Source organism: Halovivax sp. (assembly GCA_007119345.1).
Classification (GTDB): Archaea; Halobacteriota; Halobacteria; order Halobacteriales; family Natrialbaceae; genus Halovivax.
The window spans coordinates 1-17,686 of record SKPV01000075.1 but is presented as its reverse complement, the minus strand read 5'-3'; the positions used below and the strand labels follow the sequence as shown (position 1 = coordinate 17,686).

Sequence of the window (17,686 nt, the reverse complement as noted above, 5' to 3'; positions counted from 1 at the left end):
GCGGCGGAATCGGTCCGGTACTCTCCGCTCGACCGACGACCAGAACACCGGACGGTGGTATCGGGAGTCCTATCGAACACGCCGCCTGCCGGCACCGACACGCCGAAACGGGACTGGCTCCAACGGACGACCGTGCGAGCGATCGTGACGATGCGGTGGCTGGATCTGCTCTTTGCCCACTGGCGTGTCGAGCCCGAAACGGTCGACCGACGGCTGCCCGACGGGGTGACAGTCGATACGTACGAGACCGACGCGTACCTCGGTGTGGTTCCGTTCGTCATGGACGACATCCGACTGACGGGCGTACCGATCGGACTGTCGTTCGGAGAACTCAACCTGCGGACCTACGTGACGGTCGACGGGAGGCCGGGCGTCTACTTTTTCAATCTCGATGCCGACGACTTCCTCGGCGTCGCCATCGCTCGCTCGCTGTTTCGATTGCCGTACTATCGGGCGACGATGGAGATCGAAACGCGGGGCAGTGGAACGGACCGAACCGTCTGGTTTCGAAGTCGCCGCCGGACCTCCGGGGCGCCTGCAGCCAGATTCGACGGTCGGTACGGTCCCGACGGTTCCTTCCGCACGCCCGACCCCGACTCGCTCGAAGCGTTTCTCACCCAGCGATACCGGTTTTATACGGCAGACGCTCGAGAACGACTCTACTACGGAGATATCGATCACGAGCCGTGGCGCCTCGCCCCCGCGTGGGCCGAGATCGAGGCCAACGGTCTCTTCCGAGCCAACGATTTCGACGAGCCGGAGGGAGAACCGCTGCTGTCCTTCGGGAGGTCGATCGACGTGCGAGCCAGTCGGATCCGTCGGCAGTGACGCTCGTCGCTACGCCTTCCGTATCGATGACCCCGACACAAAGCGAGGGCAGGCTCGCGAAGCTACCGAACGGTCACCGTGCGAGGTCTCTCGGCACTGAAGCCACCCACGTCGTTCCCGGGCGACCGGCGATGCGCAGCGCTCCCGTGACCGCACTCCCCGGGTCGTGTCACTCGAAGGCGGGAATGCCGGTCAATCACCGCGATTTCGGGGCTTCTCGCAACCCTGCCGGGTTACTCGAAGGCCGGAATCCCGGTGAGATCCTGCCCGAGGATCAGCGTGTGGATGTCGTGGGTCCCCTCGTAGGTGTACACCGTCTCCATGTTCGCCATGTGGCGCATCGGCGAGTAGTCGAGGGTGATGCCGTTGCCGCCGAGCATCTCGCGGGCCACCCGGGCCTGGTCGCGGGCCATCCGGACGTTGTTGCGCTTGGCCATCGAGACGTGCTGGGGGCGGAGGTCGCCTCGCTCTTTGAGCTCCGCGAGGCGGTAAGCCAGCAGCTGGCTCGTCGTGATCTGGGTGGCCATCTCCGCGAGCTTCCCCTGCTGGAGCTGGAAGCGCGCGATCGGGCCGCCGAACTGGTCGCGGTCCATGGCGTAGTCGCGGGCGGTCTCGAAGCAGTCGCGGGCGGCGCCGACGGCGCCCCAGGCGATGCCGTACCGCGCTTGCGTCAGACAGGAGAGCGGCCCCTTCATCCCCTCGACGCCGGGGAGGACGTTCTCCTCGGGGACGCGGACGTCGGTGAGGCCGATCTCGCCGGTGATCGACGCGCGAAGCGAGATCTTCTCGCCGATCTTGTTCGTCGCGACGCCGTCGCGGTCGGTCTCGACGAGGAAGCCCCGGACGGGATCGCCCTCGCTCGAGCGGTCCTTGGCCCAGACGACGGCGACGTCGGCGATGGGGGAGTTGGTGATCCAGGTCTTCGAGCCGTTGAGCACGAAGCCGTCCGCGTCCCGCTCCGCTCGCGTCTCCATTCCCGACGGGTTCGAGCCGTGCTCGGGCTCGGTGAGACCGAAGCAGCCGACGGCCGTCCCCTCGCCGAGTCGGGGGAGCCACTCCGCTTTCTGGTCCTCGCTCCCGTAGGCGTGGATCGGGTACATCACGAGCGCGCCCTGGACGGAGGCCATCGAGCGCAGGCCGGAGTCGCAGGCCTCGAGCTCCTGCATCAGGAGGCCGTAGGCCGTCTCGGAGACGTTCGGCGAGCCGTACCCGTCGAGGTTTGGCGCGTAGAAGCCGAGTTCGCCCATCTCGGGGATCAGTTCGGTGGGGAAGGTGCCGTTCTCGAAGTGCTCGGCGATCACCGGGCGCACCTCGTCGTCGACGAACTTCCGCGCCGTGTCGCGGATCATCCGCTCCTCGCCCTCGAGGTCGTCCTCGAGGCTCACGTAATCGAGCATGCCCGTGCATGCGGCGAGCGTGGTCAAAAGCCCTCCTATGTACTCACACGAATCGCTACCGTCCGGATCGGTTACCGGTTGCGACCGGACGGACTCGCTTCCCCGTCGCGGGTCGCGCGTTCGCTCACGATCGAGCTAGTCGTCCGGTTCGAGGACGCCGGTTACCTCGAACGCCTCGCCGCGGTACTCGACGGGTCGCGTCTCGTTCTCCTCGTAACCGAACGGACGGAGCGCCGTTCCGCGGTCGGTCTTCACCTCGACGCGCTCGACGCCCGGTTCGAACAGCGCCAGCGAGTTGCGGAACGCGCGCTGGGGCCGCCGCGGGAGCTGTTCCGGGAGCAGCCGCTCGCCGGCTTCGTCCGTCCGGGTCGCGGTGAACGTGGCCGGTCGCCGCGCGCCCTCGTAGTTCGGGAGTTCGACGACGATCCGGTCGCCCTCGTCCGCGACCGTCGCGTCCTCTTCGGCCCCGACCGAGAGTTCGGGCGCCTCGAGGTCGAACATCGCGGCGTGGGTCTCGTCCGCGACGGCGTAGCCGACGGCGAAGGCGTACCGACCGCCGCCGAGGTGGCCGACGGTCCGGGCCTCGGTGGTTTCGATCGGATCGCCGTGATAGCAGTGCAGACGTCGCTCGCGGACGCTCCCCGGACCGACGTGTTCGAGCGGTTGGACCCACTCCCACGGGGCCACGGGGTACCACTCGTCGTCGACCAGCTTGTACAGCCGCCAGTAGCCGGGATTCCCCGAGGCCGCCTCGCGCGACCGGTTGACGAACGCGAACTCGATCGTTCCCGGCGCCTCGATCGCCTCCGCGCTCGGCTCCAGGTACGTCTCGGTCCCGGGCCCGGCTTGGTGGTACCAGGCCATCTCGCCGTCCTCGTTCGGGAGGGTCGGCGGGTCGGCGTCCGCGAACCCGGAGTCGCCGTCGGGGCCGGGTTCGTCGGTCGGCCAGACGGCGATCGCGACCGCGTTCCCTCGCCGCGCGAACTCGTATCGACCGGGCACGATCGGCGAATTCCCCTCGTCGGGGTGGGCCGCCAGGGCGAGTTCGGCCGTCAGCTCCTCGTCGGGGCCGAGCGTCCACGTCTTCGGGTACCACTCGTCTCGCAGACTCGCGACCCGCCAGCGCCCCTTCTCGTCGCGGGTCAGGTCGGGGACGGTCTCCGCGGGCGGCGTCGCCTCCGTCGGAACGAGGTAGATCGAATCCCGGTCGTCGTTTCTCGCCCGCGCGGGATCGTCGAAGACGAGCGTCCGTCGCAGCCGGAACGTCTGCTCGAAGGACTTGCCGTTGTAGACGGCCGCCGCGAGGCGAGCCGGTCCGTCCGGGGTGGCCGGCTCGACGAAGTCGAGACTCACCCGCAAACGGTCGGCCGTCGAGACGTGATCGTCGGCGACCGTCGCCGTCAGCGACGCCGTCTTGAAGTCGACGACCGTCGGCGAGGCCTCCGGTCCGTCGGGGAGTGTCGGATTCCCTCCGTCGTTCGACTCCTCGGCCGATCCGTTCGGGTTCGCATCATCGCCGTCCTCGTCGTCGTCGGTCGCGAATCCGGTCGAACAACCGGCGAGCAGCGCGGCCGCGCCGGTCGTCCCGGCGAGGAAGTTCCGTCGGTCCATGCCGGGACTGATCGGCGTCTTGGCATAAGCCTCCTGAACGGTGAAACGCGCGTTTCACCGAAAGCGCCGCCGCGCTCGTCGCGCGCACTCCCGCCGGTCGGATCGTCCTCACCCGCGGAAGGTACACAGGTCCGCCCGGCCGGCGGCGACGAGCGTGTTCGCCTCGTCGTAGCTCCTCACGTAGTGCGTCGAGAGCGCCGGCACCCGCACCTCGTTGCGGAACTTCTCGGTGAGATCCGCGAGCACCGCTGGGTCGTACCGCGGGCGCTCGCGGATCGTCGCCTGCCCGGCGACGATCGACAGCAGGTCGCACTCCCGCTCGCGCAGGGCCGCGGCGACCTCCACGGACTCCCGGGTCTTCAGGCCGTTCAGGTTCCAGTCGGTCGCCTGGAGCGCGACGCCGAGGGGCTTCTCGACCGGCCAGGTCTCCCTGACGGCCTCGAAAACCTCGAGCGGATACCGCATCCGGTCCTCGAGGGAGCCCCCGTACCGATCCTCGCGGTCGTTCGTCAGCGGCGAGAGGAACGACGAGAGCAGGTAGCCGTGACCCGCGTGCAACTGGACGTAGTCGAAGCCGGCCGCCGCGGCCCGCTCGGCTGCGCGGCGAAAGTCTTCGCGGATCCGCTCGCAGTCCTCGTCGTCCATCGCGATCGGCTCCGGACCGCCGGGAGCGTAGGCCGTCGCCGAAGGTGCGTACAGCTCCCAGCGCTCGTCCGGCGGGAGGGGACGGTCCAGCCCGCGGTCGCGGGGACGCGTCGATCCCCGCCGCCCCGCGTGGACCAGTTCGATCCCGACCGCGGCGTCGGACCGCTCGCGAACCTCGTCGACGAGTGCGGCCCACGCGGCCTCCTGGTCGTCGTCGTACAGTCCGGGCGTCCCCGGCGTGATCCGACCCTCCGGGGAGACGGCGACGGGATCGGTGAGGAGCAGGCCCGGGCCGCCGGCGGCGCGATCCGCCAGGTCCGCCAGGTACGCGTCGTTGGGCAGGCCGTCCACGGCTTCGTGACTCGGCGGCCCGGTGACCGCCAGGCGGTTGTCGACGCGGACGCCGCGCAGCGCCAGCTGCTGAAGGGCCGGCGGGCGGGCGGCGACGGGGTCGAGCCGTTCGAGGCCGAATCCGTCGCCGACGTCGAACTCGCCGTCGACGCTGTCCTCTCCGCCGACACCGTCCTCGCCGCCGACGTCGAACCCGCCGTCGACATCGAACTCGCCGCTGACACCGTCCTCGCCGCCGACGCCGGCCTCGCCGTTGACGCCCGACCCGGCGCCGCCCGCCGGCCCGCCGTCGCCCTGCACCACGCTCGGATCCTCGACGTCCGCCGCGGCGCGGTCGCCGCGTTCGGGTCCGTCCGCGGTCGGGGCGACCCGCTGGAACCACCGCTCGTAGCGGTCGGCGAACTCGGCGTCCCGGCGCTTCAGGCTCACGTGCGAGATCCGGCCGCTCCGGGTCAGCAGGTTGTACGCGAACTGCCGCGGCGGGAGGTGCCGGTAGCGCTCGACGTTCTCGAAGTACGTTCGGCTGCGCTCGGCGGCGCGCTGGAGCGCCTCGACGCGGGGCCGGCGCTCCTTCTCGTACCGGTTGCACGCCGCGGTGACGTCCGCGCCGTGCTCGCGGAACCCCTCCAGGAGGGCGATGGCGTCCTCCATCGCGAGCTTGGTTCCGGAACCCACGGTGAAGTGGGCGGTGTGGGCGGCGTCGCCCAGCAGGACGACGTCGTCGCCGCGGGTCCAGGAGTCGCATTCGACGACCGGGAAGTTGCGCCAGGCGTAGAGCTTCGCGCGGAGGTCGTGTTCGCCCAGGACGTCCGCGAAGAGGTCCTCGAAGTACGCGAGCGCCTCGTCCTCGCCCTTCTCGTCCATGCCGGCGGCGCGCCAGGTCTCCTCGGTGCACTCGACGATGAAGGTGCTCATCCGTCCGGGGTAGGCGTGGACCCGCCAGAGGCCGTGTTCGTTCTCTCGGAAGACGAACGTGAAGACGTCGAACGGCTTCGCGGTGCCGAACCAGGCGAACTTCGCGTTTCCGTGGCTGACGTCGGGCCGGAACGCGTCCGCGTAGGTTTCCCGGACGGTGCTGTTGAGCCCGTCGGCGCCGATCAGGAGGTCGGCGTCCGCCGCGAACTCGGCGGGATCGTCGACGGCGACCTCGTGGTGCAGGTCGACGCCGACGTCCCGACACCGCTCCTGGAGGATGCCGAGGAGGTCTCCCCGCATGATCCCGGCGAAGGTGTGGCCGCCACACCGGAGGGACTCGTCCCCCGCGTGGATATCGATCGGATCCCAGCGGACGAACGCGTTCGTGATCCGTTCGTGTGACCCGACGTCGGCCTCCTTGAGGTTCGACAGCGTCGCGTCGGAGAAGACGACGCCCCAGCCGTAGGTGTTGTCGGCGGGGTCGCGCTCGTAGACCGACAGCTCCCAGTCCGGAAACTCCGTTTGCAGCAGGAGGCTCGCGTACAGGCCGGCGGGGCCGCCTCCGACGACGTTCACCCGCACGGATCTCACCACCGCTCCGTCTCGAGGACGTTCTCGAGGCGGTCGTACTGGTTTTCCTCGGCGACGGTCGGGAACAACAGGAGCTCGTCGCAACCGGCGTCGGCGTAGCCGCGGACGAACTGGACGACCTCCTGGGGCGTCGTCAGCAGGCTGTCGGCGATCCGCTCGGCGAAGGGGCCGGTGAACGCGTAGTAGTCGAGCAGGTACTCGCGGCCCCGCTCGGCGGCCGCCTCGCCCAGCGCGTAGTAGCCGTGCCCCCAGAGGTCGGGCTCGCCGGGTCGACCGCACTCGGCCCAGGCCGCCCGCGCGCTATCCGCCCGCTTTTCGAACGCCCTGGGCGGGCCGCCGCCGTGGACGTACCCGTCGGCGTAGCGGGCCACCCGCTGGAAGGCGGGGTCGCTGTCGCCGCCGACGAGCAGCTGCGGCCCGCCCTCGCGAGCGGGTCGGGGTCCGAACTCGTCGTCGTGCCAGTGCTCCCGGAGTTCGTGCAGTTGTCGGGAGAACCGCCGACCGCGCCCGTCGTAGTCGACGCCGGCGACCTCGTAGTCGTCCCGGCGCGCGCCCAGAGCCAGCCCGAGGACGAGTCGGCCGCCGCTGAGCCGATCGATCGTCGCCGCCTCCTTCGCCAGAACCGCCGTCCGGCGAATGGGTCCGGCGACGATCGACGTCGCCAGCCCGATCTCGTCGGTGGCGCCGGCGCACGCGGCGAGCGTCGTCAGCGGCTCCGTGCTCCGGTAGGCGAGGCGGTCGAAGACTCCCAGGCTCGCGAACGGACCGTCCTCGGCCCGTCTCGCCCATCGGAGCAGCGCGTCCTCGTCGGTGCCCACGAGCGCGTCCCCGCCGTTGTCCCGGAGTGCGTCCTGGTCGGTGCCCCCGACGGTGTTCGGGAGCCCGATTCCGACGTTCATGCGGCCACGCTCCACACGCGTTCACGTATACCTGATGGTGAGCGTGTGGCAACATCGCGCGTTCTGGGGCCGATATTCGGACGACAACCGACGAAACTCGACGACCATGCCAACGTGTGGCATCCGATCGCCGAACATCGGGGTCGGACGACGGCGACCCGGATCGCTCCCCGGATCCGTCCGCTGATGTGTTCGAAAGCGGACAAATACTCTTCTGGTTCCGCGTGATAGCCGTCTCCGATGTCGCGATCGACGGCGGACGTCCTCGATCACCACGCTATCTCGGCCGAACGGGGCTTCCTGCCGGAGGCGGACCCGCCGGCCAGGTTCGACGTCGATGGGCACGAACCGTCGGTCGCCGAGTACCTCCGGGCCGTCGACCGACTGGGGGCCGAACTCCCCGAGCGCATCGACGAGGGCACCTTCAGACCGGCCGTCGAGGGCCTGGAAACGCCGCCCGACGGGACGTTCGGTGTGCTGACGGATCGCGAAGCGACCCGCCTCTGCATGCTCTGCGGCTTCTTCGCGAGCGCGTACGTCCACGAACTGGGCGCCGACCCGGTCGACCGGCTGCCGGCGGGGGCCGCCGTTCCGCTCTACCGCACCTCCCGGCGGTTCGAACGCGAGCCGATCCTCTCCTACGACGTCCTCTGCCTGCACAACTGGAAGCGACGGGATCCGGCGGCCGGCTTCGACCCCGAGAACCTGGAGGCCGTCCAGCGGTTCACCGCGCTCGACGACGAGCGGTGGTTCGTCGTGATCCACGTCGCGATCGAAGCGCGGGCCGGCGCCGCCCTTCGGGCGTGTGCGCGAGCCCAGCGCGCCGTTCGCGAGGACGAACCGGACGCTCTCGTGGGGTCCCTCGGAACGGTCGCGGACTCCCTCGAGGCCCAGACGGCGATCATGCGCCGGATGACCGAGGGGAACGATCCGGAGGCGTTCGCCAACCGGTATCGTCCCTACTACGAAGGCTTCGACGAGCTCGTCTACGAGGGCGTCGAGGCGTTCGAGGGCACCCCCCGGACCTACCGCGGCGGCTCGGGCGCCCAGAGCTCCGCGCTCCCGTCGATCGACGCCGCGCTCGGGATCGACCACGCCTCGACGGCCCTGATCGAGAAGCTGTTCGACATGCGCAGCTACATGCCCGCGACCCACCGGACGGTGATCGACGCCTTCGACGCGGGCCCGGACGTCGAGCCGTACGTCGCCGCGTCCGACCGCCGCGACCTGCGCGAGGCGTACAACCGCTGCGTCGAGGAACTCGCCGCCTTCCGCGAGGTCCACTTCGGTCAGGTGATCCAGTACATCCGGGAGGTCACCGGCGACACGACCGGGACCGGCGGCACCGATTACGTGCGGTTCCTGCGCGAGATGACCGCGGAGACGGAGGCCCAGATGCTCTGAGGCGCGGGCGGCACCGTTTTCCACCACCCGTCGGATCTCGGCAAGCGACGGCCCAAGCGGAATACGCCTCGACGTGGTGGCGTCACCCGATGACCGAACAGCGCGAACTCACCTGTCACGAGTGCGGGAAGACCTGGACGCACACCGGCTCCGAGCCCCACGGCACCTGCCCGAACTGCGGCGAGGAGGTTCCCGAAGAGAACATCGGACCGTAGGCCGGCCGTTGGCGAGCGCTGGCCGCGGCCGCGCCGGCAAGAGGCGTCGCCACGTATCTTCGCCCGCCGTCTCGTCGTCAGGCGCCCTCGTCCGGCGTCTCGTCGTCAGGCGCCCTCGTCCGGCGTCTCGTCCGGCGTCTCGTCGTCAGGTGCCCTCGTCCGGCGTCTCGTCGTCAAGTAACGTCCCCCGCCGTCTCGTAGCGCTCGTAGACGCCCTCGTCGATGATCTCTCGGATCGCGGCGACGACCCGGTAGACGTCCTCGTAGCCGACGTACAGCGGCGACGGGGCGACCCGGATCACGTTCGGGGGCCGGAAGTCGACGACGACCCCGCGGTCCCGGAGGGCCTCGCTGATCCGCCGGGCCTCGGGGTGCTCGAGGGCGACGTGGCCGCCGCGCCGGTCGGGCTCGCGGGGTGAGCCGACCGAGACGCCGCGGTCGGCGAGGACCTCGTCGGTCAGGCGGATCAGGTAGGCGGTGAGGTCGAGGGACTTCTCGCGGACGGCGTCGATGCCGGCCTCGCGAACGATCTCGACCGAGCCGAACAGCGGCGCGGCGCTGAAGACGGGGACGGTGCCGATCTGCCAGGCGCCGGCGTCGTCGGCGGGGGTGAACTCGAGGTTCAGCTCGAACTGCGTCTCCTTGTCGTGGCCCCACCAGCCCGCGAGGGCGGGCGTCTCGCCGAAGTGGCGCTCGTTGACGTACAGTCCCGCGACGGCGCCCGGGCCGGCGTTGAGGTACTTGTAGCCGCACCAGACGGCGAAGTCGACGCCGATCTCCGAGAGCTCGTGGGGGACGACGCCGATCGAGTGTGCGAGGTCGAAGCCGGCGAGGATCCCCCGTTCGTGGGCTTCCTCGGTGATGCGCGCCAGGTCGAACAGCTGGCCGCTGCGGTAGAGCACCGACGGCATGAAGACGATGCCGACCTCCCGCTCGTCCATCGCGGCGACGACGTCCTCGGTGTCGATCGTGCGCCCGTCGCGGCTCTCGACGACGTGGAGGTGCTCGTCGGGGTCGAGCCTGCGCTGGCCAAGCTGGGATCGGATGGCGTAGTGGTCGGTGGGGAAGTCGAGCTCGTTGACGAGGACGCCCCGCGGCTCGTCGGATCCCCGTCGATCTCGCGGGTTGGCCCCGCTCGATTCTTCCGCGGAGCTTCGCTCCGCGCGGTCCAGGAAGGTGCCGATCAGCGTGTGGATGTTCACCGTCGTCGAGTTCCCGACCACGACCTCCGATCCGTCCGCGCCGACGAGCGGCGCGAGTTCGTCGCCCAGCCGCTCGCCGTACCAGAACCAGGGCTCTTCGCCCTCCGTCCAGCCCCTGATCCCCAGCTCCCGCCACCCCTCGACCGCCCGCTCCAGGGCGTCCTCCGCGGCGTCGGAGATGGGCCCCAGCGAGTTGCCGTCCATGTAGCGCTCGTCGGAGACGTCGAAGCGCTCGCGGAAGGGCGCCAGCGGATCCTCGCGGTCTCGCTCGCGGGCGTACTCCGCCCCGGTTCGGTGCTCGCGGCCGGCGTCGCCGTCCTCGTCCATGGATCGACCCTCGACGGCGACCCACAGGAACGTTTCGACGGCTCGCGGCGCCGGGGCCGGCGGTCCACCGGTGAGGGACGGTGTTCCAGCGACGACGGACGGCGATCCTGCGACGGCGAACCTCGATCGCCGCCGACGGAGGCCGGACCTGCGACGGCGAATCTCGATCACCGCCGACGGGCGCCGGACCAGCGACGGTGGACGGTGGTCCGCCCGTCCGACGGCGGTGGACTCAACTACCAGTTCGACGATGTGCGGGTATGGACGATCGGAGCGAGGCGGGCGTCGGCGTCGACGGGACGGGTCGCGACGCCCCGCCCGCGGACGAGGCGCCCGACGGCGCGGCCACCGCGGACGAACTGGATCCCGAGCTCGCGGCCGTCGTCGAGGAGATCGAGGCGGCCGGCGTCCCGCCCTGGCACGCGATGTCGGTCGAGAGCGCCAGGCGGATCGAGGACGAGGTGTTCTCCGCGGGCGAGGGGCCGGAACTGCGGACCGTCCGGGACCTGCGGATCGACGGACCCGGCGGCGAGCTGCCGATCCGGGTCTACCGCCCGGACGCCGAGAACCCGCCGACGCTCGTCTTCTGTCACGGCGGCGGCTGGACGCTCGGCACGCTCGACTCGGCCGACGACATCTGCCGGGAGCTCGCCGCCCGCGGGGAGTGCCTGGTGCTCTCAGTGGACTACCGACTGGCGCCCGAGCACCCGTTCCCCGCCGCCGTCGACGACGCGTACGCCGCCCTCGAGTGGGCGAGCGGGTACGCTGGCGACCTCGGGGGCGATCCCGACCGCTTGGGTGTGGCCGGGACGAGCGCGGGCGGGAACCTCGCCGCAGCGACGGCCCTCCGCGTGCGCGACGGGGCAACTGACGACCTCGGGGGCGACGCTCCCGCCCTCGCCGGTCAATTCCTCCTCTACCCCATGACCGACCGCCGATTCGACCGCGACGCCTATCGCGAGCACGGCGGCGGCCCGCTGCTTACCGAGGCGGACGTGCGTTGGTTCTGGGACCAGTACCTCCGGAGTCCGGTCGACGAGCACAACCCGTACGCCACCGTCCTTCGCGCGCCCGACCTCTCGGGCGTCGCGCCGGCGACGGTGCTGACCGCCGGCTTCGACGTCCTGCGGGACGAAGGGGCGGCGTACGCGGCGAAGCTGGCCGATCGCGGGGTGCCCGTCGATCACGACCATTATCCGACGCTGTCCCACGGCTTCCTCAGTCTCACCGACGACGTCGAGCGCGCGGACGCGGCAATGGACGGGCTGGCGGAGCGGATTCGGGCTCGGCTGGGGTGACCTCCGCGTCCGGCGCCGGACCGAATGCCGCCGGCGACGCCGCCGTCTCTGCAGACAGGGGCGCGACCGACGCCTCGTGGACGGTCCCGTCGGCCCCGCCGCCGTCTCTCTCAACGGCCGTCGTCGTCGCGCGCTCGGCCGGGTCGGCGCTCACGCGAACTCGAACTTCTCCGCCGCGGTCTCCATGTCCTTGTCCCCGCGCCCGGAGAGGTTCACGAGGATCGTCTCGTGGGCGCCCTCCTCCGCCAGCTGGATCGCCCGCGCCACGGCGTGGCTGGTCTCGAGCGCCGGGATGATGCCCTCGGTCTCGCTGAGCTCGCGGAACGCCGCGAGCGCCTCCTCGTCGGTGACGCCGGTGTACTCACAGCGGCCGACCTCGCGGAACATGGCGTGTTCGGGGCCGACGCCGGGGTAGTCGAGGCCCGCGGAGACGGAGTGAACCTCGACGTCCTCGTCGATGACGCGCGTTTTCATCCCGTGGATGACCTCGTCCGTGCCCGTCGCGAGCGGGGCGGCGTGCCTCGTCGAGTCGGCGCCCTCGCCGCCGCCCTCCGCACCGTAGAACGCGACGTCGTCGTCCCTGAACGCGTGGAACAGCCCCATCGCGTTCGAGCCGCCGCCGACGCAGGCCACCGCGGCGTCCGGCAGCTCGCCCGTCCGCTCGATGAACTGCTCGCGGGCCTCCTCGCCGATGACGCTCTGGAAGTCCCGGACCATCCGGGGGAAGGGGTCGGGGCCGACGACGCTCCCGACGAGGTAGTGGGTGTGATCGACGTTCTCGACGAGGTCCTCGAGGGCGGCGTCGACGGCGTCGGCCAGCCCCTGGCCCCCGCGGGTGACCTCGGTGACGTCCGCGCCCATCAGGCGCATCCTGAAAACGTTCATCCGCTGGCGCTCGACGTCCTTCTTGCCCATGTAGATCTCCGTGTCGAGGCCGAACAGCGCCCCGACCATCGCGGTCGCCGTCCCGTGCTGACCGGCGCCGGTCTCGGCGATCAGGCGCTCGCGGCCGGCCTTTTTCGCCAGCAGGGCCTGGCCGAGGCAGTTGTTGATCTTGTGGGCGCCGCCGTGGAGCAGGTCCTCGCGCTTGAGGAAGATGTCGGCGCCGTACCGGTCGCTCAGGTTCCCCGCGTAGTACAGCGGGGTGGGTCGACCCGCGTAGGCCTCGAGGTGGTCGCGAAACTCCGCCTGGAACGCCTCGCCGCGCCCGATCTCGTCGTAGGCGTTCGCGAGCCGCTCCAGTGGCTCCTCGAGGGGTTCCGGGACGTGCCGACCGCCGTACTCGCCGAATTCGCCGCTCGACATACGAACGGGGTAACCATAGCTCGTGGTATAAATATACGTTATCTCGTGGCACGCGACGCCGTCGGGATCGGCGCGACGAGGCCGTTCGTCGTCCGTTCGCGGTCCGATCCGTGCGTCGGCGAACGGGTTCGGCCGACGATGCCAACTAGTGGCAAAGGAGGGGCGGCGCCGTGCAGCGGGCATCAGAATGTTGCGATCGTGCACCGTTCCCAGCAATCCCCTGATTTCCGCCCCCGTATTTGGCCGATCGGTGGTCGATCATCAAAAACTTCGCGGTACAATTATTGCGAGGGGTGTGATAACACCCCGCCATATGCAGGACGCCATCCCCGACGGGTACCTCCCGGACGAGCACGAGCCAGACCTGTTCCACGCCCTGCCGGAGCTGCACTACCCCGAGGACCTCAACGCGGCCTGCGAGATGGTGGACCGGCACGTCGAGGCGGGACGCGGCGACGAACCCGCCATCGTGTTCGGGGACAGCGAAGCGCGCCGTGATTCGGACGATCCGAGCGGGGGGCGAGAGCGAGGTCCGGGCGAGGCGATGACCTCGGAAACGCGAACGGAGAGCGAAGCGAACCGCGAGCGAAGCGACCCGCGAGGGCCCCGCACGATCACGTACGAGCAACTCCGCCGCCGGGTCGATCGGGCGGCCAACGCCCTGCTGGCGCTCGGCGTCGAGCCCGGCGATCGGGTCTTCGTGCGATTTCCCAACCGTCCGGAGTACGTCGTCTGCTGTCTCGCGACCCAGAAGATCGGCGCGATCACCGTCCCGTCGATGAAGCTGCTGCGCGCGGACGAGATCGCCTACGTCGTCGACGACGCGGCGGCCTCGGTCGCGATCGTCTACGACGACCTGCTCGAGGAGTTCGAGATCGCCCGCGACGAGCACGGGCTGGAGACGCTCGAGGAGGTGGTCGTGGTCGACCGCGACGACCGCTCCGGCGACGCGGCCGTCGAGCACCGCTCGTACGACGACCTGGTCGAGGCCGCGAGCCCGGATGCCATCGCGCCGGAAACGTGCCGGGACGATCTCGCGATGATCGCCTACACGAGCGGGACGACCGGGGAGCCGAAGGGGACCGTTCACACCCACCGACAGCTGCTCGCCATCTGCGACGGCTACGCCCGGTACTGTCTCGACCCGGGCCCCGCCGACGTCTTCGCGAGCAACGCGCCGATCGCGTTCACGTTCGGCTACGGGTTCGAGGTGGCGTTCCCGCTCCGGTTCGGCGCGACCACGGTGCTGATGGAGGATCCGACGCCCAAGAAGCTCCTCGAGGCCGTCGAGACCCACGACGTCTCGATCCTGGCGTCCGTGCCGACCGCGTACAACCAGCTGTTCGCCGAGCACGAGGACCTGCTCGCCGACGCCGACGTCTCGTCGCTCCGGCGGGCGGTCAGCGCCGGCGAACCCCTCCCGCCGAAGACCTTCGAGCAGATCCGGGAGTACCTCGGCGTCGACGCCTCGGACGGGATCGGCTCGACGGAGATGCTGCACATCTTCATCAGCCACCGCTACCACGACGAGATGGACCCGACCGCGACGGGCGTTCCGGTGCCCGGGTACGAGGCGAAGGTGATCGACCCGGACACGGGCGAGGAGCTCCCGCGGGGCGAGCCCGGCCTCCTGCTCGTCCGCGGGCCCACCGGCGTCACCTACTGGAACCGTCCCGAGAAACAGCGGGAGGCGATCTTCGACGGCTGGAGCGCGCCGGGAGACGTGTACGTCCACCGCGAGGACGGTCGCTTCGAGTACGTCTCCCGGTGGGACGATCTCATCGTCACGGGCGGGCACAACGTCGCCGGCCCCGAGGTAGAAGACGTCCTGCTCGAGCGCGAGGAGGTCTACCAGGCCGCCGTCGTCGGCAGTCCGGACGAGCAGCGCGGCCAGCTCGTCAAGGCGTTCGTCGTCCTGGAGGAGGGTCACGACGGGACCGCTGACCTGACCGAGCGGCTGCAGGCGCACGTGAAAGACCGCATCGCCCCGTTCAAGTATCCTCGCGAGATCGAGTACGTCGACGACCTCCCGACGACGGAAACCGGTAAGATCCAGCGCGCGACGCTCCGCGAACGAGAGCGAGAGGGTGGGGACGCGGCCTCGGCCTGAATCCCCTCGTTCGAATCGTCGTCCAGGGATCGGCCGTCAGTCGAGTGCCCGGAGAACGACGGTCGGGCAGGCGTGCGGGGAACGTCGGTCGGGCAGACGTGCGGGGAACGTCGGTCGGGCATGCGTGCGGGGAACGACGGTCGAGCAGGCGCCCGATCGCGTGAGGACGCCGATCGCGGACGGCGGTCGCCGCCGCCGGAGGGCCGGGATCGGGTCCGCACGGATCCAACGGTAATGGAGCGGCTTACTTTCCCGTTCTAAATGGACCTGCCACGCGATGGTCCCCGACGAACGGCAACTTCGGACCCACCTCGTTCCCGACGAACCGCTGCACGACGTCGCTTCGGGTCGGGTCGTCGACGACTCGGCCGGCGGCCGGGTCGCGATCGCGCTCACGGATCGTCGCGTCCTCTGTCTCTCCGACGACGGGGAGCTCGTCGACGTCGATTACGGGTCGATCTGCTCGATCCGGAGCTGGTCCCGCTCGCGACTCACGTTCGAGGGGATCGACTCGCGCCTAGTGTCCCTCGGCGGCGCCGTGCTCGCCGTGCTCGCCTTCACGCTGGGGCTGCTCTACGCCGCGCAAGCGCGACCGAACGGCGGGTTGATCGGGATCTCCCTCGCGCTCGCGGCCGTGATGGGGGCGGCGGGGTTCGAGTACGTCCGCCGACGGCGCCACCGGGGCCCGGTCGACCGCGAGCTGGTGGCGGGCGGCGTCCTCGCGGGCGCGATCGCGCTCCTGGCGTTCGTCGCGACGATCGCGTACGTCTCGCGCGTCGTCGTGCCCGCCCTGCTCGTCGCGACGCTCGCCACGGCGGCCCTCTCGGACCGCGCCGCCCGGAACGAGAACGCTCACGACGGGCTGGAGTTCGATCGGGTGCACGAGAAGGAGCTCACGATCCACACGATCGACGGCGACGAGGTCCGCATCGTCGTCGACGGGAGGTCGGACGTCGATCACCGGTTGAGCCGCCTCGCGTCGGTGGAGAAACGGCAGGCGACCGACGCGACGACGACGGGCTCGGTCGCCGAGTAAGTCGCGAATACGGGGACGAATTCGGGGACGGCTCGGCGCCCGGAGACGGCGTCCTCACTCCCGCTCTCACTCCGGGTCTCGATCCCACTCCGGGTCTCGATCTTCGAGGTGGGCTCGCACGCCCTCCTCGTAGTAGGGCTCCTCGCGGGCGCTCTCGAGGGCGACCGCTTCCAGGTACGACCGACTCGCCCGCGGGGACATCTCCGCCGTCGCGTAGATGCCGTCCTTCAGCTTCCGGAGGATCTCCGGCGGCTTCTCCCGCAGGGCGTCGACGACGGCCTCGACCTCGTCGTCGAGCTCCTCGGTCGGGACGCTCCGGGCGACGAGTCCGAGGTCGGCGGCCTCCCGACCGGAAACGGGTTCGCCGGTGAGCAGCATATCCAGGGTCTTCGTGAGACCGACCGTCTCCTGCAGGATCGGCGGCGAGAAGTGGTTCACGATGCCGAGGCCGACCTCGGGCTGGCCGAGGCGGGCGTCGTCGGCCGCGATCGGGATGTCGGCGTGCAAGAGGAGATCGAAGCCGCCGCCGAGGGCGTAGCCGTCGACCCGCGCGACCGTCGGCTTGCCGAGCCCCATCATCGCCTCGAACAGTACCTCCCAGCTGTCGGTGAACGGCTCCAGCGCGTAGTCGCGCTCGCGAACCTCCCCGACGTCACCGCCGGCACAGAAGACGTCCCCTTCGCTCTCGAAGACGACGACGCGAACCCGATCGTCGTCTCCCCATTCGCGGAGGCGCTCGACGATCGCCGCCTTCGTCTCGAGGTCGACAGCGTTCAACGCCTCGGGGCGGCGCAGTTCGATCGTCCCGACCCCGTCTTCGACGGCGAACGCGGCGTTGACCATGCCCGTGGCGTCGACGGCGGGAACCGTAGAAGTTTCGTCGATCACGAGGTGCCGTCGCCGTCGGTGGACCGCGTCGATCGCGAGGTGCCGTCGCCGTCGGTGGACCTCGTCGACGCGGCCGGTGCCGTCGCCGATCGGTTCGATCTCAGGCCGTCAGTTCCTCGGGTATATCCGTATCTCGGTGCCCGGCGCGAGCTCGACCGGAAGCGCCGGGGTCGCCGACGTGGACGGGTTCCACACCCTCGTCGAACCGCACCCGAAGCACGAAGCGATCCGGCCGATCGACGATCGCGTCCGGGATCAGCTCGTCCCGGTGAGTCGGGAGGGTTTCGTCCACCGACCGAGTCATTAGACGCGGGGGGAGGGGTTCGTCCACCGACCGGGTCATTTGACGCGGGGGGAGGAGGGGTTCGTCCATTGAATGGGTTCCAGGACGCGATGGGAGGAGGGTTCCGGGTCGAATCTGATCGGGGTGTTCTCGTCGCCTGGCGAGGCGTATCGCAAGTACCCGATTCCGGCGTCGGCGTCTCAGTCTCGCTTGTGCAGCCGGTTGCGCTCGTAGAAGAGGTCGACGTGGTCGTCGTGGACCTCGAACTCGGCGCTCCGGCGGGCGCCCATCATCGTGGGGACCTCGAACTCGTAGCCGGGATCCTCGGGATCCGTCGGCAGCAGGGTGAGCGTCTGGTCGCCGAGGGCGCCCTCGACGGTC

Annotated in this window: 14 protein-coding genes; 6 read left to right on the top strand and 8 right to left on the bottom strand. The window is 70.2% G+C overall.

Annotated features, from left to right (window positions below):
* Window positions 1-150: 150 nt before the first annotated feature.
* Window positions 151-828, top strand: a complete 678-nt coding sequence (locus tag QZT59_RS05365; RefSeq protein WP_290812452.1) for a YqjF family protein — start codon at window positions 151-153, stop codon at window positions 826-828.
* Window positions 829-1,061: 233 nt separating this feature from the next.
* Here the strand turns inward: QZT59_RS05365 and QZT59_RS05360 are convergent, their stop codons facing one another.
* From QZT59_RS05360 to QZT59_RS05345, 4 genes are all read right to left on the bottom strand, one after another.
* On the bottom strand, window positions 1,062-2,225 hold the full coding sequence (locus QZT59_RS05360; protein WP_290812449.1) for an acyl-CoA dehydrogenase family protein: 1,164 nt from the start codon (window positions 2,223-2,225) through the stop codon (window positions 1,062-1,064).
* A gap of 135 nt (window positions 2,226-2,360) precedes the next feature.
* A complete protein-coding gene (locus QZT59_RS05355; RefSeq protein ID WP_290812446.1) occupies window positions 2,361-3,836 on the bottom strand; it encodes a hypothetical protein in 1,476 nt (491 codons plus the stop codon).
* 108 nt (window positions 3,837-3,944) lie between these two features.
* Entirely contained in the window at window positions 3,945-6,338 is a 2,394-nt protein-coding gene (locus QZT59_RS05350) for an FAD-dependent monooxygenase (RefSeq protein ID WP_290812443.1), read from the bottom strand.
* On the bottom strand, window positions 6,335-7,237 hold the full coding sequence (locus tag QZT59_RS05345; RefSeq protein WP_290812440.1) for an LLM class flavin-dependent oxidoreductase: 903 nt from the start codon (window positions 7,235-7,237) through the stop codon (window positions 6,335-6,337). The genes QZT59_RS05350 and QZT59_RS05345 overlap by 4 nt, the downstream gene beginning before the upstream one ends.
* A gap of 240 nt (window positions 7,238-7,477) precedes the next feature.
* On the opposite strand from QZT59_RS05345, the gene QZT59_RS05340 reads away from it, so the two are divergent.
* Together QZT59_RS05340 and QZT59_RS05335 are read left to right on the top strand one after the other, a co-directional pair.
* Window positions 7,478-8,641: an indoleamine 2,3-dioxygenase gene (locus tag QZT59_RS05340; protein ID WP_290812437.1), complete on the top strand. Its 1,164-nt coding sequence runs from the start codon at window positions 7,478-7,480 to the stop codon at window positions 8,639-8,641.
* An 89-nt stretch (window positions 8,642-8,730) separates the two neighbouring features.
* Window positions 8,731-8,856, top strand: a complete 126-nt coding sequence (locus tag QZT59_RS05335) for a hypothetical protein (protein WP_290812435.1) — start codon at window positions 8,731-8,733, stop codon at window positions 8,854-8,856.
* Between the two features lie 173 nt (window positions 8,857-9,029).
* On the opposite strand, the gene kynU is transcribed toward QZT59_RS05335, so the two are convergent.
* The gene (kynU, locus tag QZT59_RS05330; protein ID WP_290812432.1) at window positions 9,030-10,385 is read right to left on the bottom strand and encodes a kynureninase; all 1,356 of its coding nucleotides are present in this window, start codon (window positions 10,383-10,385) and stop codon (window positions 9,030-9,032) included.
* A gap of 260 nt (window positions 10,386-10,645) precedes the next feature.
* Between kynU and QZT59_RS05325 the strand changes: the two genes are divergently transcribed.
* Window positions 10,646-11,683, top strand: coding sequence for an alpha/beta hydrolase (locus QZT59_RS05325; RefSeq protein WP_290812429.1), 1,038 nt, complete (start codon window positions 10,646-10,648; stop codon window positions 11,681-11,683).
* Window positions 11,684-11,833: 150 nt separating this feature from the next.
* On the opposite strand, the gene trpB is transcribed toward QZT59_RS05325, so the two are convergent.
* A complete protein-coding gene (trpB, locus tag QZT59_RS05320) occupies window positions 11,834-12,988 on the bottom strand; it encodes a tryptophan synthase subunit beta (protein ID WP_290812426.1) in 1,155 nt (384 codons plus the stop codon).
* A gap of 313 nt (window positions 12,989-13,301) precedes the next feature.
* On the opposite strand from trpB, the gene QZT59_RS05315 reads away from it, so the two are divergent.
* Both QZT59_RS05315 and QZT59_RS05310 read left to right on the top strand, forming a co-directional pair.
* On the top strand, window positions 13,302-15,098 hold the full coding sequence (locus QZT59_RS05315) for an acyl-CoA synthetase (RefSeq protein WP_290812423.1): 1,797 nt from the start codon (window positions 13,302-13,304) through the stop codon (window positions 15,096-15,098).
* A 277-nt stretch (window positions 15,099-15,375) separates the two neighbouring features.
* Window positions 15,376-16,134, top strand: a complete 759-nt coding sequence (locus QZT59_RS05310; protein ID WP_290812414.1) for a hypothetical protein — start codon at window positions 15,376-15,378, stop codon at window positions 16,132-16,134.
* A 66-nt stretch (window positions 16,135-16,200) separates the two neighbouring features.
* Here QZT59_RS05310 and QZT59_RS05305 read toward each other — a convergent pair whose 3' ends face one another.
* On the bottom strand, window positions 16,201-16,977 hold the full coding sequence (locus QZT59_RS05305; RefSeq protein WP_290812411.1) for an enoyl-CoA hydratase/isomerase family protein: 777 nt from the start codon (window positions 16,975-16,977) through the stop codon (window positions 16,201-16,203).
* 528 nt (window positions 16,978-17,505) lie between these two features.
* On the bottom strand, window positions 17,506-17,686 hold a 181-nt coding region (locus tag QZT59_RS05300), incomplete at its 5' end, for a hypothetical protein (RefSeq protein ID WP_290812408.1).

What these genes read in the sequence shown, in the direction of transcription:
- QZT59_RS05365 (WP_290812452.1), top strand. Translation starts at nt 151, where the DNA reads ATGCGGTGGCTGGATCTGCTCTTTGCCCACTGGCGTGTCGAGCCCGAA.
- QZT59_RS05360 (WP_290812449.1), bottom strand. Translation starts at nt 2,225, where the DNA reads ATGCTCGATTACGTGAGCCTCGAGGACGACCTCGAGGGCGAGGAGCGG.
- QZT59_RS05355 (WP_290812446.1), bottom strand. Translation starts at nt 3,836, where the DNA reads ATGGACCGACGGAACTTCCTCGCCGGGACGACCGGCGCGGCCGCGCTG.
- QZT59_RS05345 (WP_290812440.1), bottom strand. Translation starts at nt 7,237, where the DNA reads ATGAACGTCGGAATCGGGCTCCCGAACACCGTCGGGGGCACCGACCAG.
- QZT59_RS05340 (WP_290812437.1), top strand. Translation starts at nt 7,478, where the DNA reads ATGTCGCGATCGACGGCGGACGTCCTCGATCACCACGCTATCTCGGCC.
- QZT59_RS05335 (WP_290812435.1), top strand. Translation starts at nt 8,731, where the DNA reads ATGACCGAACAGCGCGAACTCACCTGTCACGAGTGCGGGAAGACCTGG.
- kynU (WP_290812432.1), bottom strand. Translation starts at nt 10,385, where the DNA reads ATGGACGAGGACGGCGACGCCGGCCGCGAGCACCGAACCGGGGCGGAG.
- QZT59_RS05325 (WP_290812429.1), top strand. Translation starts at nt 10,646, where the DNA reads ATGGACGATCGGAGCGAGGCGGGCGTCGGCGTCGACGGGACGGGTCGC.
- trpB (WP_290812426.1), bottom strand. Translation starts at nt 12,988, where the DNA reads ATGTCGAGCGGCGAATTCGGCGAGTACGGCGGTCGGCACGTCCCGGAA.
- QZT59_RS05315 (WP_290812423.1), top strand. Translation starts at nt 13,302, where the DNA reads ATGCAGGACGCCATCCCCGACGGGTACCTCCCGGACGAGCACGAGCCA.
- QZT59_RS05310 (WP_290812414.1), top strand. Translation starts at nt 15,376, where the DNA reads ATGGTCCCCGACGAACGGCAACTTCGGACCCACCTCGTTCCCGACGAA.
- QZT59_RS05305 (WP_290812411.1), bottom strand. Translation starts at nt 16,977, where the DNA reads ATGGTCAACGCCGCGTTCGCCGTCGAAGACGGGGTCGGGACGATCGAA.